This is a genomic window from Pseudomonas sp. WC2 (genome assembly GCF_050586545.1).
GTDB lineage: Bacteria > Pseudomonadota > Gammaproteobacteria > Pseudomonadales > Pseudomonadaceae > Aquipseudomonas.
In genome coordinates, this window is sequence record NZ_JBOBDR010000027.1 from 54,950 (window position 1) to 71,633 (window position 16,684).

The 16,684-nt window shown below is 56.2% G+C and carries 15 protein-coding genes; 1 reads left to right on the forward strand and 14 read right to left on the reverse strand.

Annotated features, from left to right (window positions below):
• Nucleotides 1–137: 137 nt before the first annotated feature.
• The 12 genes from ACQ4OE_RS25275 to ACQ4OE_RS25330 form a co-directional block, all read right to left on the reverse strand.
• Nucleotides 138–1,370, reverse strand: a complete 1,233-nt coding sequence (locus tag ACQ4OE_RS25275) for a restriction endonuclease subunit S (RefSeq protein ID WP_430948286.1) — start codon at nt 1,368–1,370, stop codon at nt 138–140.
• Nucleotides 1,363–2,997 carry an HsdM family class I SAM-dependent methyltransferase gene (locus tag ACQ4OE_RS25280; RefSeq protein WP_430948287.1) on the reverse strand — a complete coding sequence of 545 codons (1,635 nt, stop codon included), beginning with the start codon at nt 2,995–2,997 and terminating at the stop codon, nt 1,363–1,365. Before ACQ4OE_RS25280 ends, ACQ4OE_RS25275 begins: the two co-directional genes overlap by 8 nt.
• Nucleotides 2,991–6,098 (reverse strand): type I restriction endonuclease subunit R, encoded by a 3,108-nt coding sequence (locus ACQ4OE_RS25285; RefSeq protein WP_430948288.1) that lies wholly within the window; start codon nt 6,096–6,098, stop codon nt 2,991–2,993. Before ACQ4OE_RS25285 ends, ACQ4OE_RS25280 begins: the two co-directional genes overlap by 7 nt.
• Nucleotides 6,099–6,126: 28 nt before the next feature.
• Nucleotides 6,127–6,351, reverse strand: coding sequence for a helix-turn-helix domain-containing protein (locus ACQ4OE_RS25290; RefSeq protein ID WP_430948289.1), 225 nt, complete (start codon nt 6,349–6,351; stop codon nt 6,127–6,129).
• Between the two features lie 403 nt (nt 6,352–6,754).
• Nucleotides 6,755–7,360, reverse strand: a complete 606-nt coding sequence (locus ACQ4OE_RS25295; protein WP_430948290.1) for a hypothetical protein — start codon at nt 7,358–7,360, stop codon at nt 6,755–6,757.
• The gene (locus ACQ4OE_RS25300) at nt 7,357–7,929 is read right to left on the reverse strand and encodes a hypothetical protein (protein ID WP_430948291.1); all 573 of its coding nucleotides are present in this window, start codon (nt 7,927–7,929) and stop codon (nt 7,357–7,359) included. The genes ACQ4OE_RS25295 and ACQ4OE_RS25300 overlap by 4 nt, the downstream gene beginning before the upstream one ends.
• Nucleotides 7,926–9,614, reverse strand: a complete 1,689-nt coding sequence (locus ACQ4OE_RS25305) for a DUF3987 domain-containing protein (protein ID WP_430948292.1) — start codon at nt 9,612–9,614, stop codon at nt 7,926–7,928. The genes ACQ4OE_RS25300 and ACQ4OE_RS25305 overlap by 4 nt, the downstream gene beginning before the upstream one ends.
• The gene (locus ACQ4OE_RS25310; RefSeq protein ID WP_430948293.1) at nt 9,611–10,678 is read right to left on the reverse strand and encodes a toprim domain-containing protein; all 1,068 of its coding nucleotides are present in this window, start codon (nt 10,676–10,678) and stop codon (nt 9,611–9,613) included. Before ACQ4OE_RS25310 ends, ACQ4OE_RS25305 begins: the two co-directional genes overlap by 4 nt.
• 3 nt (nt 10,679–10,681) lie before the next feature.
• Nucleotides 10,682–10,978, reverse strand: a complete 297-nt coding sequence (locus ACQ4OE_RS25315) for a hypothetical protein (RefSeq protein WP_430948294.1) — start codon at nt 10,976–10,978, stop codon at nt 10,682–10,684.
• A complete protein-coding gene (locus ACQ4OE_RS25320) occupies nt 10,978–11,223 on the reverse strand; it encodes an AlpA family phage regulatory protein (protein ID WP_430948295.1) in 246 nt (81 codons plus the stop codon). Before ACQ4OE_RS25320 ends, ACQ4OE_RS25315 begins: the two co-directional genes overlap by 1 nt.
• A 111-nt stretch (nt 11,224–11,334) precedes the next feature.
• Nucleotides 11,335–12,231, reverse strand: coding sequence for a DUF6387 family protein (locus ACQ4OE_RS25325; RefSeq protein WP_430948296.1), 897 nt, complete (start codon nt 12,229–12,231; stop codon nt 11,335–11,337).
• A gap of 100 nt (nt 12,232–12,331) precedes the next feature.
• Nucleotides 12,332–13,576: a tyrosine-type recombinase/integrase gene (locus tag ACQ4OE_RS25330; RefSeq protein ID WP_430948297.1), complete on the reverse strand. Its 1,245-nt coding sequence runs from the start codon at nt 13,574–13,576 to the stop codon at nt 12,332–12,334.
• A 232-nt stretch (nt 13,577–13,808) separates the two neighbouring features.
• Between ACQ4OE_RS25330 and ACQ4OE_RS25335 the strand changes: the two genes are divergently transcribed.
• The gene (locus tag ACQ4OE_RS25335) at nt 13,809–14,240 is read left to right on the forward strand and encodes a hypothetical protein (protein ID WP_430948298.1); all 432 of its coding nucleotides are present in this window, start codon (nt 13,809–13,811) and stop codon (nt 14,238–14,240) included.
• 8 nt (nt 14,241–14,248) lie between these two features.
• Here the strand turns inward: ACQ4OE_RS25335 and ACQ4OE_RS25340 are convergent, their stop codons facing one another.
• The gene (locus tag ACQ4OE_RS25340; RefSeq protein ID WP_430948299.1) at nt 14,249–15,061 is read right to left on the reverse strand and encodes a YfaP family protein; all 813 of its coding nucleotides are present in this window, start codon (nt 15,059–15,061) and stop codon (nt 14,249–14,251) included.
• A gap of 3 nt (nt 15,062–15,064) precedes the next feature.
• Entirely contained in the window at nt 15,065–16,684 is a 1,620-nt protein-coding gene (locus ACQ4OE_RS25345; protein ID WP_430948300.1) for a DUF2300 domain-containing protein, read from the reverse strand.

Below are 16,684 nucleotides of genomic sequence, written 5' to 3' on the forward strand. Positions count from 1 at the left end.
ACTGCTTATCTTCCTCGTTGTTACTGACAATCCGCCGGCCCAGTACACGCCGACTCGCCGGCCAATCCAATAAAACGAGAAGCTTGGCGGCGAGATTGCGGATGTGCGTTTGTGATTTTCAGTTATAACAGACCACCTTACGCCGCCGTGACCTGGCCGTTCATCAGCATGGGCAACAGCCAGTCGCGGAGTTGTGTGAGATGTTGATTTTCCATGCTTCGTGTGAAGACCATCTGGTTATACCTCAACACAACCTTGTCATACTCCGTTAGTAGTTCAGTCGACGGATAGGCGAGTGGCAGTGAATACAGATCATCCTTGGTAATGGAGCCGAACGTGGTCCCCTCGCTGTTTCGCCTGTCGAAAACGGTCTTGAAATATTGCATGACATAAAATAGGAAGCCGTCAAATCCATCCCTGCTGTTCAGCGCTGCCAATCCACGCCCGATGCAACAATCAAGGTGTGCAACATTCAAGTCTCCGACCGGGGCTCGGACGCTGAGCAGGATGTCACCGCGTTTCGCCATACGCGCAGGTTGGGTCGTAAACTGGCGCACAGTCGGGAACTGCCAGCCAAAATCGGTAGACCCTTGGAAAAACTCCACCCCGTCTCCGGAATCAGTCAAGGACTCCCCAGGTGGAGACTGTCCCATGGTTATATTGGCAATCTGACTTAACTGTTTAACCTTCCATCCAGCCGGAATTTCCCGTTTCAGCGTGGCGTTGTATTCCATCTTGCCGCCAGAGGACTTATAGGGTTTGCCGTTGGCATCGGGGAAGTCGAACTGTACAAACCAGTAGTCGTACAGAGTCTTGGCGATTGCCTTTAACTCGGCATTTATTCGATTGTTGCAGTCGATTTTGGAATCGAGGACGGAAAGGACTGCGGCGATTTTCTGCTGATAGCTTTTGTGGAATACGGGTATTTTTACTTGACTAAGAATCCCCTGATTCAGGTTATTAATATTGGTTCCAGAGGAAGAGGATATTTGCGACTTAAAATTCTTCGTCTTGGTGTAGTATGCAAAGAATAGCTTATCGACATCCTCCGATATTAATCTAGCACGTATGCAGAACCCAGAAAAAAGTGCCTTAACGTCTTTGCTAATGTAGAGACTTCTTCCAACAAGTGCCTTGTTTCCATTTGACCTAACAAAAACAATGTCTCCTTGTTGGAGATAATCATCCGCTCTAACAATTCCATCGGGATTTATTTCTGATAATGACTCATAATCTGGCGAGAATCGGTTCTGAAAATCTGGCACGCCAACTAACATACACCCGTTGCCGCGACTCTCTTTCCCAAAGTTAAGGCCGTTTCTAAAAACAGCGATCTCGCCAAGTGGCAGGTGGTTGAGAACCTTACTCATACTGCAACCCCGCCATTTGCTTACGAATTTCCTGCTCCAGCCCGGCCGACTCCTTGAACAGCTCATCCAGATTGGCACTAAATCCCTGCATTTTCGAAGCGAACTGCGACGGCGTCAGATCGGTATATTCAATCTTCACGTCGAAATACTGTCCGGCACTCAAGCTATAGTTCTTGGCGGCGACAGCCTCGTAGCTCACCACTACCGAGAATTCCTCTACCGTCTCTTTGCCGTTGAAGGTGGCGATGATGCGGTCTTCTTCGGCTACTGTTAGCGATGTTTTTTGGGTTTTGCCCTCTTTGACCTTGGTGCCGAGGCTGGAGGCGTCGATCAGCACCACGTCGTTCTGGTTGGTGGAGTCGATAAAGAGGATGGATACGTTGGTGCCGGTAGTGGCGAAGATGTTACTGGGCATGGAAACCACGCCGGCCAGCATCCTGTTATCCACCAGATACTGGCGGATACCCTTGTCGATTCCACTTTGCGCGGTGATAAAGCCGGTGGGTACAACCACAGCCGCTTTGCCGCCGGGTTTCAGTGAATGGATGATGTGCTGCAAAAAGAGCAGATAGATGGCCATCTTATCTTTTTCTTTTGCCGGCACTTTTGGCACCCCGGCGAAGAAGCGTTCTTGGTGCTCCTTACTATCCAGCTCGTTGCGAAAATCGCTGAAATCCATCTTAAACGGTGGATTGCTGACGATGTAATTAAACTTCTTGAGCGCCTTATCTTCCCGGTGGTAGGGGTGAAGCATAGTGTTACCCTGGATAACATTGGGGATGGAGTGCACCAGGTTGTTGAGGATCAAATTCAGGCGTAGCAGGCTGGATGATTTTTGTGAGATGTCCTGCGAATAGATGCTGCAGCGCTGCTCACCAATGGCGTGGGCAATGTTCATCAACAGGGTGCCGGAGCCAGCGGAGGGGTCATAGCAACTAACGTTCCTGATTTTGCCACGCACATTCTCCGGCACCAAGATAGCGGCCATAATCTTAGCTACAGAGTGTGGAGTATAGTACTCGGCGTATTTACCGCCACTGTTACTGTTGTAGTCTTTGATTAGGTATTCGAAGAGCGCGGCGTAGAAATCGTACTTCTGGGTGAAGATGCGCTCGAAGCTGAACTCCACCAGCTTGTTAATAAGTGCACGGCAGAAATTGTCCCGCTTAGATGGGTCAGAGATATATTCGCTGACTCGATCAAATAACGTTACCTTGGCTCCGCCATCGGTCTTAACCGCGAAAATGTCGTTATTGGTAATGGCGATGTCACGCAGGGTGTCGTCAACCAATTTGGCGAATTCAGGCTCATTCTGCCGACCGAACAGATGGGCGAGGAAGTGTTCAGGCTTCAGGCGCGGAGTTTCCGGTCCTAACTGCAATTGCAGCATTTCCAGTTCATCAGCGCTAAGACCGGCCATGGCCTGTTCCCACGTGAGAGCTTGGCTTAGCTCGGGGCGGATTTTCTTGGCTTCGAAAGTGAACTTGTCGTTGAGAAACTTGTAGAGAAAGACCTGGGTGATGATCTTGAATTCATTGCCATCGTTACCCAAGCCATAGGCAGCGCAGATGGCCTTGAGGCTGTCGATCAGTTGGCGGGTGCGTTGCTCAAATTCCTGCGTTACCACGTATGTGTTCCTATTCGAGTGCCTGAAGCAAATTCATTGATGTATTCGGCGACCACCAACTGGTTGATGGTGCGGGAAGCGTCTGGGGTGAGGTGGATTTTCTGGCGGTTTTGGAACTCGCCAATCACCAGCGGCATCATCATCCGCTCGAAGTAGCTTTCGTTATTCACTAACTGGGTGTTCTGCAGCACTTGCTCGTCAGCCGCCTGTTTGACGCCAGAGAGTGCCTCAAACAGGCGGCGTTCGGTTTGCGTGAGGCCACCACGCTCTTGTAGGCGCTTGTGGGTGCGGGTGTATTTGGCGTCGCCCTGATACTTGGCACGCAACTGGTTGTTTTGCCGATTGAGCTCTTTGACCTGGTCATGAATCGCGCCGAGCGCGCCGATATTGGCGGTCATTTCGTCCTGTGTGACTTCGTTGAGTTTCTTTTGCTTGAACAGCCGCTCCAGCTCCTCCCTCAGAGTGATGAACTTGGGGTCTTGCTGGTCGAAATTGTCGGCCAGGGCTTCGCGGGTCTGGCGGAGAGTGTTCTTGAGCTTGTCAGCCAGTACCAACTCTTCCTCACGGATCTTGGTGAACATGAACAACACATCTTCCAGCGCCACGTTAAGCAGGTTACTGGTGTCAGTGCTGGATTCGATACTCTCTTTCAGGTTGAGCATGTCGAGGTGGTTGCAGGTTTCGCGGTAGAGCTGGTTAAGCTTTTGAAAGTCAAGCTGCTGCAGGAGAGCGTAATCAGCCTGAAGGCGAATCAGATTATAGAGGCTACGCGCGTCGGCCAATGCTTTCTTGAGCGCCAGCACTGCGGCACGATCTTGAATTTGGGTAATCTGCCGCGAAAATTCTTCGGCGTTTTCGATGTTGAAGCTGAATAGGATGTCCTTGATCGCTTCGATTTCCTCGGCGATTTCTTCAGCGGATTTGAACAGGTTGGAATAGTGCTCAACTTCGTCGCCTAGCTCGGCCTGCAGCTCGTCGAAATAGGCCTTGTTCGTGGCGTCGAACTCCTTGCGGATGTCGGCGAAATCGACCACATAGCCGTAGCGAAAATCCTTATAAGTGCGATTAACGCGGGTGAGTGCCTGCAGCAGGTTGTGTGAACGGATCACACGGCCAAGGTAGAGTTTCTTCAGGCGCTTGGAATCGAAGCCGGTAAGCAGCATGTTGTAGACAAACAGTAGGTCGATCTTGCCTGCCTTGAAATCTTCCACCCATTGCTTGCGCTCTTCCTTGCTGCCCACGTCGTGCAGGATCAGTGCGGAGCTTTTAACGCGGTTCTCCAGCAGGCTGCGGGCGGCATAGTTACGGGGCTGCGGGGCAGCGATCAATGCTTGCGAGGAGTCCTGCTGGTTGGGGCTGGGCTGGCCCCTCTTGGCATGAACAGCGTTGAAGATCTCGAACATCTGCCGGGCTTGGTCGGCACTGTCACAGATCACCATGCCGCCAATGCTGGCATCAGCTAGCGCACCGCGGCTCTTTTCGAAATCACGCACGATGTAGTCGAGCATAGGCTCGACGAACTTCGGGTGGGCGTAGATCAGCTTACGGTCGATATCCCCTTGCTGCATTTCTACCGCAGCTAGCGCTTCCTGAAGGACCATTTTGTAGTTGGTGGCAATTTCTTCACGGATCAGGCGCAGCGTATAGCCGTCGGCGATGGATGCGTTGTAGTAGTACTTATGGATGTAGTCACCGAACAACGCGCGAGAGTTGAAATCATCGCCCAGCAACGGGGTACCAGTAAGACCAATTTTGATGGCGTTGCGGTCCGACTGACTAAGGTTCGCGAGGAAGCTACCTTGCGGGTTGTAGCTGCGGTGCACTTCGTCAAGAAAGTAGACGCGCTGGATATTGACGTCGTAATCCTCGGTACGTACCACGTCCGGGTCATCCTGAAATTTCTGGATGTTAACCACGGTAATTTCTGGCCTGCCGCTGTGGTTGTGCAGCACCTGAGTGGCTTTAATGTCACGAGCGAAGGCTTCTCGGCTGTCGACTGTGTGGACGATCAGCCCACGGCCACTGAATTCGCGCTGAGCCTGAATAAGAAGATCAAGCCGGTCTACGATGAAATAGAACTTGGGAATTATGCTCTGACGCTGGAAGTAGTCCGTTAGAAAACGAGTGTTGTAATACGCCAATGCAGTTTTGCCACTACCCTGGGTGTGCCAGATGATCCCTTTACGCACGCCAGCATCGAGTTTCTTCTCAATCGCCTTGGTGGCGAAAAGCTGCGGGTAACGCATGACGTGCTTTTGCAGGCCATCCACCTCGTTGACATACACGAGCGCAAAACGCAGTAAAAAGGCCAGGCGTTGGCGGCTGAACAATGACGTGCAGATGCGGTTAGTCGGTGCATCGGGATATTTGTTACTGAGAAACTCCGGGCTGTGCTTGATGACATTGAGATTATTGTCGCGCAGTACTGTGTTCTCGACGTCATCATTTTCAGCAAGCAATTCGGCCAGACTCAACGCTTCCTCTTCGCGGAAGTAGTTAAAGATCGGCGTGTCATACGAAGGGCTGGCATAGAACGCACCTTCGATGGGCTGCGGCGAGCCGTCTTCGTACTCCATGTTGTTGGAGAAAACCATCAGCTGGGTGATGTTGATGAAACGACGGAAGCGCGGATTGCGGCAGCGCGTGATGATGCGGTTACGCTCGGCCAGCACGCCTTCGCGGTTGTGGGGCTTCTTGACCTCAATAAAGGCCAGCGGCATGCCATTTATAAGCAGGGTGATGTCGGGCCGAAATTCGTCGTCGCCGTTTTTACAGGGCAGTTCGGTCACAACGTGGAAGCTGTTGTTGTCGAAATTCTCGAAGTCGATTAGACGGGTGCCCGAACGCTCGGTGAGCTTGTCGTAGAACGCCTTGCCAAGGTCTTCGTTATCCAAGAGTAGCTTGACCTCGGCCAGCAGACGGTCGATGTCATCGGCGTCTACACCAGGGTTGATCCTGGCCAGCGAAGAACAAAAAAGCTCCGAAAAGATGTTGGTTTGCTCATCCCAGGAAGCCCCCTTCAGAGAGAGGTAGCTGTAGCCCAGGCGAACCAGATGCAAGATGCAGGGGATTTTGACGCGCGAATCTTCACTGAAAACCATCAGGTTTGCTCTTCCTTAATGCAATGCGCTAATTGTGTTGTAACACTGTGTCGGTGGCGGCATCTGCTCCACCAGCCCGCACCCATTCATCTACCTTGGAGAGCTGGAACTTCCAGAGTCTGCCAATGCGATGAGCCGGAATACCTCGCCCCTCACGCCATCGATAAACGTTGTCCTGCGCCCCCCCTAAATGAAGGGAAACCTGCTCAGCTGTGACCCAAGCTTCAGCATTCACGGTAATAGTTGCACTCATCTCAAACTGTCACAGTCGTCTTAAATCGGCTAGAGACTACCAGAACAAGGCACAGCTATGCAGATCTCGGCCCCATCTTCATCAGGCCCCAACTGCTAATGGCGAAGAGGCAGAAAACGCCCTAATCGCGACGTCATCCCCGGCTACTGGCGATCTCCGTAGGACTTCGTAGCTGCCTTGCCCAGGTATCTAGTCCGATGGAGTAACGCAAGTAACACGTCCCTATCACGCCATCGTCTATCTGCGGCAGGATAAGCATCTGATCATCGGCGCCAGACATCCATGGCGTTTCGCTTAGTCTATAAGCTCGCGACGAATCTTGTCCTGCTCCCGCAGCTCTTCGGCCAGTTCTCGCAGCAGCGGCCTCATCCCGCCAGTCCAGGCATTGCGCGATGAAGCCGCTTTACCCTCGGTGCTGCGTGGTCCGGTGCTTCGGTCCCATGGTCGCCATTGCCGAATCAGCTCCGCCTGCCGCGCCCGTCGCTCGGGTGTCCAGCCGTTCGCCATGCTCAGCCTCCAATAGTTCGTTCTGCGCTTTTTTTGATTTCCGCGTGCGCGCGGGCTTCTCTTGGATACCGTTATTGACCTGGACCTGATTGCCAATGTTCGCCTGCTTTACGAAAGCGACCTGCTTGGGAGTTTTGAGTTCGCCAAGGGTCTGCAAGGTGGCCCGGGCCTGGTTCTGGGCCTTAAGTGCGAGACGCATGTAGGACTCCAGCCCGTCCATGTTTTTAGACGACAGTGCCCGACCCGCAAGATGTACGAATAAAGCATCCAGCGAGTGCGCCTGCGACACCAACATGTCTTCCGCTCGTCTCATGTCGCCCCGGTTAATTGCAGCCGTTTGCCGACCCAGTTCGAGGACTGCATCGGGGAACGGCGTCTTGCCGAGCAGGTTACTACTGACAAGCAATGCGGCGTTAACGCACTCCGGAGTCAGGTAATTGCAAGCATTGGCCTTTTCCTCATTCTCCTCGATGACAAATTCCACTGCTGGAGCATCGTTCATTCACTCGCCTCCATCGGGGTGTTGTTATAACGCTTGCGCAGATCGACACCAGCCTCGCAATAACGGCCCGTTGCCGCATGACATTCGTCGCAGCTCATCAGGTGGTTGGTGTTTTCCGCATCAGCATCTCGCCATACCTGTGAAGCCGTAGCGGCAGTGAGGATGATGTACTGTGGCTTAACTTCCTCCATGGCGTGGATCTCAGCCGTTTGGTCAACCCGCGGCGGCCGGATGATCCACGCCGGGCTAGCGCGGATGATGTCGGCCACCCTCACGACGTCCGCATCGGCCAGTTCGACAAGGTCGTGCGGCTCCAAATGCCCCTCTTCCAGCAGCACGGCAGGACGGGTGCCGAGCAGGCTTGCGACCGCAAAGAGCCAGGAGTTCGGCGGCATCGAGTCGTTGGCAGCATTCAGTACGGTGATGATTTCGACCTTGTGCGCGGCCAACTCGGCCAACAGATGGTCAGACGGCGGATGAACCGCACGCAGCTGCAGGCAGCCATCCTGGCTGACCACCATCACGACGCCGGCCGCACTCGCGCGGTGCATCAGCTCGGCGGCGTTCAAAGCTTCATCTCCCACATATGTGCGCTTTTCGTATTTGCGGATGCAGGGAGCTGCGGATTCTGCGGATTCTGCGGAAGGCCATGCAAATGCTTGGCTTCAGCGTGCGGAAGCTCTGCGGAAGTTTGCGGAAGCGCTGCGGATGCGGGATGGGCAGCGCGGGTAAACGGTGCAACTTCCGCAACGTTCCGCAGATCTTCCGCAATCGCACAGCCACGCAACTGCTGGGTTCCCGCAGAATCCGCAACTTCCGCAAGGGGGTTGATCTTGAATCGCTTGCCGTCGCTGCTCAGAAGGTGGTGGTGCTTCAGCAAAACGGCCAGAACCTTGTCACGCACCGTGGCCGAACGAATCGCAGGCGGTCCCGACTTGCCCAGCTTATTAACGTGAAACTCTTGCCAGTCTGCCTTGTGCTTATGACCGCGCAACCAGTTCATCAATTCGCCAGCGAGTTTCAGCTCGGGATCAACTGCACCAGCCTCGATGTAGCGCAGCCACTCATCGAGGGAATAGCGCGCAAGCATGCAGGCGCGACGCATGCAGTCGGCATTGATCTGCTTGATACCCTCATAGCAGCCGAGCACCGCAGCCAAGCGCAACGCCTGTTCGGCGCTTCGGGCGGCGAACGGCTTCAGGCCAGCGAACATTCCGAGCGGCCCGCGCTCGGTTTCGATCTCGTTTCGGAAGTCCACCCATACCTGTTTAGCCTCTGCATCAGGCTCCAGAACGGGTGGGGCGACCTCACCGGTTTCCGGGTCAATATATTCCAGGCTGGCGGCGATCTCTTTGCAGCGCGACCAGTACGCTTGCAGTCGCGGGTCTGCGTAGGCCTTGCGCTGCAGTGACTCAATAGTGATGAAGCAGGTGCCGGCCAGACTATCCGGCGCCGCGAGCAGGAAGCGTGCAAGGAAGCCCTGCCCGACCAACAACGGATTGCTCAATGCCTCCGCCACGGTTACAGCTTGCGCCATCAAGTGAATGCTCAAACGGCGGTTGTATGCTACGCCGGAACCTTCTAGGTTGCCGCGCGAGCGGGTGCGCTCGAACTTCCCAGAACTGAAGGCTGTCGTAAGGCCGCCAAGGGTCGCGGCCACAGTGTCAGCCTTGAGCGAGTGACCACCGAGCATTTGCCCGCCTTCGTCCGTCTCCCAGCTTGCAGCCGCCTTGCCCCGGATGAAATCACCAACCAGCGGCTCGAAAGTCGCATCGCTGTATTGGGTTTTCGGGTCGGGAGGCAGCGGGTGTGCAGCCAAGAACTCTTCACGCGCCTTGCCCTTCAGGCCAGCAGCCATTGTCTCAATCTCAGCGCAGGCTTGGCGGTGACGTGCGCGCGCATCCTTCTCCGCTTCGTCAATCGTCTTGAAGGCCAAATCACGCGCGCTCGACTTGCCCTCCCCCGAATCGAACAGCGACAGCATGAACTGCAAGGAGGGCGCCCCTTCAGGTTTGCCATTGGGGTGCCAAGCATTGACCCGGGTCTGCGCCAGATGGGTGGCCGCACCAATAACGCATTGCCCGGCGATAGCAGCAGGCACCATTGCATGCTCGGCAATGGCTTCGACTGCGCCGCGCATCACGTAGGGCAAGGCGTCCAAAGGATAAGGCGTCGGCGGCGCGGTATCCGGTTGCAGAGGCACAGGTGCCTGCCCTGTCGGGGTATGAATTTCGGTCATCAGGGGCACTTTCATTTCCGGCCCCCGAGCCAGACGGCCAAATCGTTAAAGTCCGACAGATGCACTGGCGCATCCGCCGGCCAGGCCGGCAGGACATACCCGCAGTTGAGCATCGAAGCCGCATGGATGGCCGCCAGTTTGCCCGCGTTGGGCTTGCCCACCTCCTTGGCACGGTCGTCATCGCCGCCGACAATCAGCACGACATCGGGATAACGGCGCTTCAGTTCCAAACCAGCCGGCAGCAAGTTGACGGCGCTCATTGCAGCGGCGACCGGCTTGCCGGTCAGCTCATGAAGTGTGGCTGCCGTGGCAATCCCCTCGACGATGAACAGCTCGACGTCGGGCTCGATGTACCCGAACAGGCAATAGCAGCCTTTAAAACGACCTCCGTGAAGGAAAAGCTTGCCGCCATCGGCCTTGATACGCTGAAGGTTCACCAATTCGCCGCGCCAGATGACTGGAACAAGCAGCTCGCCGCCGATCTGACGCAGATGGTGAGGCTTGATGCACTTGCTGGCCAAGTAAGGATGGTTTGAATCAGCCTTGCCGGCGAGCGTCCAATCGCGACGCGCACGAGCGGCGGCATGCTCCCACTTTGCCCGCGCTTCTTCATCGTCTTGCTGATGACGCTGCTCACGCTGGCGGGCCATTCGCTGGCGCGCGATCTCCTCGTCAACAAGGTCACGCTTGTGGTCATCACCGAACTGCAGCCCGAGTTGCCCGGCAAGGATGCGGGCAGCCTCGATCTGCGAGCAGCCGCGCAGGTAGGCCAGCAGCGACACAAGGTCGCCGCCTTTGTCGTCGCTAGCGAAGTCGTTCCATTTGCCGGTGTGCAAGTTGATGCTGAACGACCCAGGCTTACGGTCACCGCGTACCGGGTTGGTCGGCCAATACTCTTTGCCCTTGCGAGTCCCATCCGGCAGCCAGTCGGCCAACAGATTGTCGGCAGCGGGCAGAGCCGCACAGGCGATGCGCTGAATTTCAACATGGATAGACGCCAATGCAGGCTTGCCAGCGCTGACTTTCTTCAGGCCGAACGCTGCCGGCCCGCGTTTATTCGCGGGTTGTTTAATGTGCATGGGTTACGCCTCCTGCGGGGTCAGGAAGTTGCCGAACACCACGGATTCGGACGGAATGCTGCTGCAGACGTAGCCATCAAACAGCGAAAGGACCTCTTCGAAGATAAAGTTCTCATCATCCTCGATACGGCAGTCGGTATTGGTCATCATCGCCCCTAAAACCAACCAATACAGGGCGAACTGCGCCGTTGTAATCAGCGGGCTGGAGACGGAGCCACAAAGGAACAGGCGCTTGATCAGACTGATAATCCAGCCGCAAGTGCGGCCGCTCTGCCAGCAAAGGGGGTGGCCATTCTTCATTACTGACACTCCCCCAGTTGCTCGGAAATCCAAGCATCTACCTCCAGCGAGTCCCAGCCTACCGCATGGGCGCCAGCGATCCGCCGGGCCTTAGGAAAACGGCCCTCTTTCATCAGGTCATAGATTTTGGTGCGGCCCAAGCCGGTGACTTCTTTCACAGTCGGCAAGCGCAGGATGCGGCGCTGGGCGCGCTCTGCGCGTTGCGTGACTACTTGTGCGGCGTGTGCTTGGTTGGGTGCGGCCATCTTCGTCTTCCTTTCGACTTTGCAGCTCGCGCTGCGGATGGCTACGCATTGAATAGACCAAAGCGGGCGATTTCGATCCAAGTTTTATCGATCAAAAACTTACGGAAAATTTCAGTCCTCGAAAACTACCGAATCAGCCGGAGCTTGAGTCACAGCTTCGACGGCGGCTAGAGCTCTGAGTTCTGACAGGTCGCGCATCAGACCATTAGCCAGCGGAACGACTGTATTGTTGAACGAGCTGTCGCCTTTGACATAACCGACCGCATCGGCCATCACAACACGATTGATGCGGTTGCCGGTCAAAAGCTCCCAAATCCGAAGGTCAAGATACGGCAACAAGCCATAGCGAACCCATCGGTCATACATCTTATTTTTCCCCTTCGGCCCGCAGGACTGCGCGGCCCTAGCCTCTTTCAGCAATGCCGCGAATGCTTTTTTCAGTACACTGTCTGGTACGCTTAGATCAACTTGTATAACAGGCGAGGCTGGGGCACCTTCGTAATAGTCGATGGACAAAGGGGTTGTTTGGCCACTGGGAAGGACTCCGTGCAGGAGCGGAATCACTGGCGACCGCTCTGGCAGAGGTTGAATCTCAGAATTGATTGCCGCCCACTTATGGTACTGGCTCTTTTTCACCTTGCCGTCTCTCACAGCCTGCTTGTCTCGGGCCATCTGCCTGGCGAGATCATTCATGCTGACTGGTTTGACAGGTAGACACGGACTATCTGAAATCCATTGGTTTGGCATGCTTTCTGGTTGTTCCTCGATAGGAGTGTCCCAAATCTGACTTGCCCCTTCTTCCATGCCCCGCTGCCACGTCATGCAGAGAGTATCTTGAAGGAGTTCCGGTACGTCTTGAGAGTAGTCACCCCCAGGGTAGTGCCTCAGAAGATCACTGCGTCGCTCAAGTTGTTTCATCCACTCAAACGCCCTGAACGATTCAGCTCCCTTGTATTTCTTTAGGTCGAACCACCCTGGCAGATTTTGCAGTCTTGTAATTTTGGCCACTGCTGCGCCTCCACAGGCAACCTACACAAAAAAGGCGACCAGCCAACGAGGTAGGTAATCTCGCTTTTCGCCCCGTCGGACTAGACTGGTCATAACTTGGTTAGGCGCGCTTGAAGTCGCCTTGAATGACGTTTGACGCTGGCGGCGTGGTAATGAATTTCGCCCAATCAGCCATCAAGGCGCGGCGCTTGTCGATGAAATCAGATCGAGAATAGGCGGCCTCGGTCTGGTCACGCTCGTCGTGGGCCAAGGCCAGTTCGCAGACTTCACGAGGATACTGAGTGTATTCGCTTGCCCAGTCACGGAAGCTCGACCGAAAACCATGACGAGTGACGTCATCATGCCCGAGTCCGTGCAACAGATTGCGGATGGCGTTGGCATGCATAACGCCTGTCTTGCCTTGACCAGGGAATAGGTGCGAGTTGTCCTCGTCGCGCGGCAGGCCTTCCAGCAGCTCGACAACCTCGGGAGCCAAGGGAATATTGAAGGCTTGGCGCATTTTCATCCGCTCGGCAGGCAGCGACCAGATACCGGCCTTCAAGTCGAACTCCGACCATTTTGCAAAGCGAACCATGAGCGCACGGGCGCCTGTGAGGATCAGCAGGCGGGCCGCCACAGAGTCGCGAGATTCGTTCGTCGCCAGCTTGACCATAAGCGTCGGCACATCCTTCCACTTCATTGCTGGGAAATGCTGACGCTGGCGAGCCTTTTTCTTTTCCACCTTGCTCAGCAGGCTGTCCAGATGCCCGCGCCAGCATGCCGGATTATCGCCATCGCGCAGCTTGTGCGCTTTTGCGGCATCAAGTACCTGCTCAATTTGTCCACGCACCTCGTCGGCGGTGCGGGTCTTAGTAGCCCAGATGGGGCGAAGTACTTTCAGAACCTGCTCGGTCTGGATCTCAGCAGCAGGCAGCTTGCCGATGATGGGGAAGGCATACAGCTCCAGTTTTCGCAGCCAACCTTTACGCCACTTTTCCGACCATGTGGAACCATGAGCGTTCCTGTATTCGGTCGCGAGCGACTCAAAGGTCACACGGCGCGATTGCGCTTGTCGCTCCGCTTCGCGCCTCACTTCTCGTTCGAAATCACGGGCGGCCAGAGGATCATTGCCAGCAGCCAAGACCTTGCGTTGATCTGCAGCCAGTTCGCGGGCCTTCGCAAGAGTCACGGTTGGATACGGGCCGAGGCCCATTTCACGGGCTTTGCCTTCATGCTTGTAACGGAAAATCCAACTAGACACCCCAGCTTTGCTTATCTGGAAATACAGACCATCACCGTCGTTGGTTTTACCTGCGTCTCCAGACCGGACAAGTGATTCGATTGCCTTGATTGTCAGCTTGCCCATAAAGCCCCCACCATTCCGACCCACACCTTGACCCACACCTAAATCGCGGCATGCTGCGATTTAGAACGGACATTTACGATCTGATAGTAGGCTCAAAGCCCCGTAAAATCTAGGCTTCGAGGAAACATGCGAAAAGCTGCGGAAGAGGAGAATGCCGGCCACAAGCCGGCTTTTTAATGCCTGAAAGAAAGTGCTTCGTCAGCCCCCCTCACGCTTACAAGGAAAGTAAAACGTGCCGCTCGACTATCGCTCAGCCCTAAAGTCGACAGTTATGGCCGCCGTAATAGGCCTTTGCCTCTCCGGCTGCGTCGGCGCCATTGTGGCCCTGCCGGAGAAGACCACGCTTAGAACGGATGAGCAGAAAGCCCTCAGTGCGCGCTCGATCACTGCGAACATCACCAGAAACGTAAGATCGACACCCACCCGCGAATGGTGCGGTATCACGGTGTGGGCACTGGTGATTCCTGTGCCGTTGATGTTGCCGGTATGCACGTCGTACTCCGAACAATCCTTTGGCGAAGACGAGTTTGGCGATGAAGTCGTGTTGCTCAATTCAAAACGAAAGGTAGCGTCCCCTTTCTATGCATGCGGGCCCTTAATGATTCTCGGGCCGATTGTTCATGGTTATCAGGGCAATGCGCTTTGCGGAGTATTCGCTGATTAGCCGAGGGCTCACGGGTAACTAAACGACTTCACTAACGTCAACTCCCCCACCGCGCGCATCGGTATCATAAACGTCTCCATCTTCTCGCTCGGCGTACCCTCTTCGGTAATCACCGTCACCTGCGCGGTGGTCAACGGTTGCACGGCTTCATCACCGCCCTCGTCATCCCCGCGATAACCCCCACCGTAATAATTCACATACACCAGATACTGCCCCTTGATCGGCGCCGGCATGGCGAAAATTTCCGGGCCGTAGCCAGTGGTGACGTCGACGTCGAGGGCGGCGCCGTTAGGGGCGACGCGGTTGCCGTACCAGATGTGTGCGCCGTCGGGGGTGACGAGGTGCAGGTCGAGGTCGGTGCCGTCGCTGTCCCACGCCAGCAGTACGCGCAGTTTCGCTGGGGTGGCGCCGCCGCTGCTGTTGAGGAATTGTGTGCGATGACGTTGCTGGCCGTCCGGGCTGCGCACTTCGACGCTGTTGCTGCCGTTGGGGAAGGAGAACGGGCGGTCGAAGTGGCCGCTGTCGTCGATTTTCAGCGGCATGCTGACGCCGTTGACGATAAGGCGTCCGGGCTCGTTGCTCTTGGGCGAGGCCTTGATATCGCCGCTGATGCGTGCGGTGTTGGCTTGGCCGACCGGGGTGTTGACCGACGAGGCCGGGTAGTTGACGGTCTGGCGGAAGTTTTCGCCCTCGCCTTCCGACGCGCCGCTGCGCCAACCGCCGACCGGAGTGTCGAGTTTGACGCTGTCCGCGGCGAAGGCCGGCGATAGCGCGGTCAACGTGCAGAGCAGCAGCAAGACCTGTGGATAACGAAGTGTCATGGTCTATTCCAGCAAAAGGTGACGGGCGAGCCCTTCGATGTAGGTTTCATCCTGGCCGTTGGGGTGTGCTTCAAAAGCCAGGTGCAGATATTCGTGGGTCAGGTCGAGACGATCCTGCAAGGTCAGCACGCCGCGCACGTAGATACGCTGACGTTCGCGATCAACGAAGGGGCGACCGAAAACGAGCTTGCATACAGCGAAAGTGCCGACTTCGTTGTAGCCGGTTTCGCTTTCCAGCTTCGGACGCCAGCCGCGACGTTGTTTCTGCAGCCAGTCCTGCGCGGCGGGCAGCGCTTCGCAGGAGGCGACCGGGTTGTCCCAGCGGCTGAGGCTGGCGCGCGGATAGGCGTGCAGGAGAATCGCGTCGTAGCGCTGACCGGCATTGGCTTGCTCGACAGCTTGTTGCCAGGCGAGTTTGTCCGGGCCCGGCTGGTCGGAGTGGTAGGTGACCGTGCTACCTGCCAAAACCAGGTCTGCCGTCCATGCGGCGATGCTGCGTGAGTCAGCGGAGGCCGGGCGCGGTGCGACGCGTTGGCGAGTGCTGCTGTCTTCGATGCTCAGGCAGTCGCCATTGCGCGCAGCGTTTTGCAGTAAGTACGTGCGGATTGCAATGGCGAGGGCTTTGGCGGCTTCGGCAGGTTCGGGTTTAGCCTCACGCTCCAGAACGCGGGCGACGTATTCTTCGCGATCAAGCCTTGCGACGAGTTTGTCGTTGAGCAGAAACAATTCGCCATCGCTGTGGATATCCAGCGCGTTGCCGTTAGCGAATTCGACTCGGTAATCGCCTTGCAACGGGCCGGAACTCACCACTCGCTCGCCAGCCGATACACGCTTGAGCGGATAGCGTGAGAACAGATCGACTTCAACGCAACGTCCCGCCTCTGCCGGCCAAGGCGCAGGTAGCACGGTCGCCAGTGCCTGACCGTAATGACGTAAAACCATCTGACTGGTACCGCGCCCTCCCGCCCAAACCGGTGAACCATCGGCCGTCCAACCGGCGAAACCACCCTGCCGCGACTGCGGATCCTGATCGCCAAGCCAGCTCCAGGTTTTCACCCGCAGACGCCCGCCCAGTTCACCGACGACATCACCGTCCGCCGCATTCAGCACCACATCCAGCAGCACTCGACGCGCCTGATCCTGCGCCGGCAAAGAGGCTAAAACCTTCAGCAACTCAACCACGGAAACCCGTTGAGCCGGTTGCACCGACGGCAGATCCAGCAACCACGACGGCGCCTGCCGCGCCTGCCAATATGTCCGCCAATCTGCTGCCGCAATACCCAATCGCGCAGGTTCAAAATACAACCCGCAGGATTTCACCAACGCCTGATCCCGCTCGATTTTACCGCCCGCCGAACAGCAATAAACCTCTTCCCTGGACTGCCCGCGACATTCATACGCAGGTTCCCGCGCGCCGGTATCGACCAGCCAGGCGTAGACAAACACCTTCCACAGACTCCCCAGCGGCGTATCCAGAGATGACGGCAACGGTTCACGCTTGATCAGTTGCGTCTGACTCAACGACAACAATTCGCCCTTATAGGCCACGCGCAACGGCTCGTCCTGCGCCGTCGCCAGCGCAGGGATCACACACATCAGCAGCCACAGCAGCGGCCGGCTCAT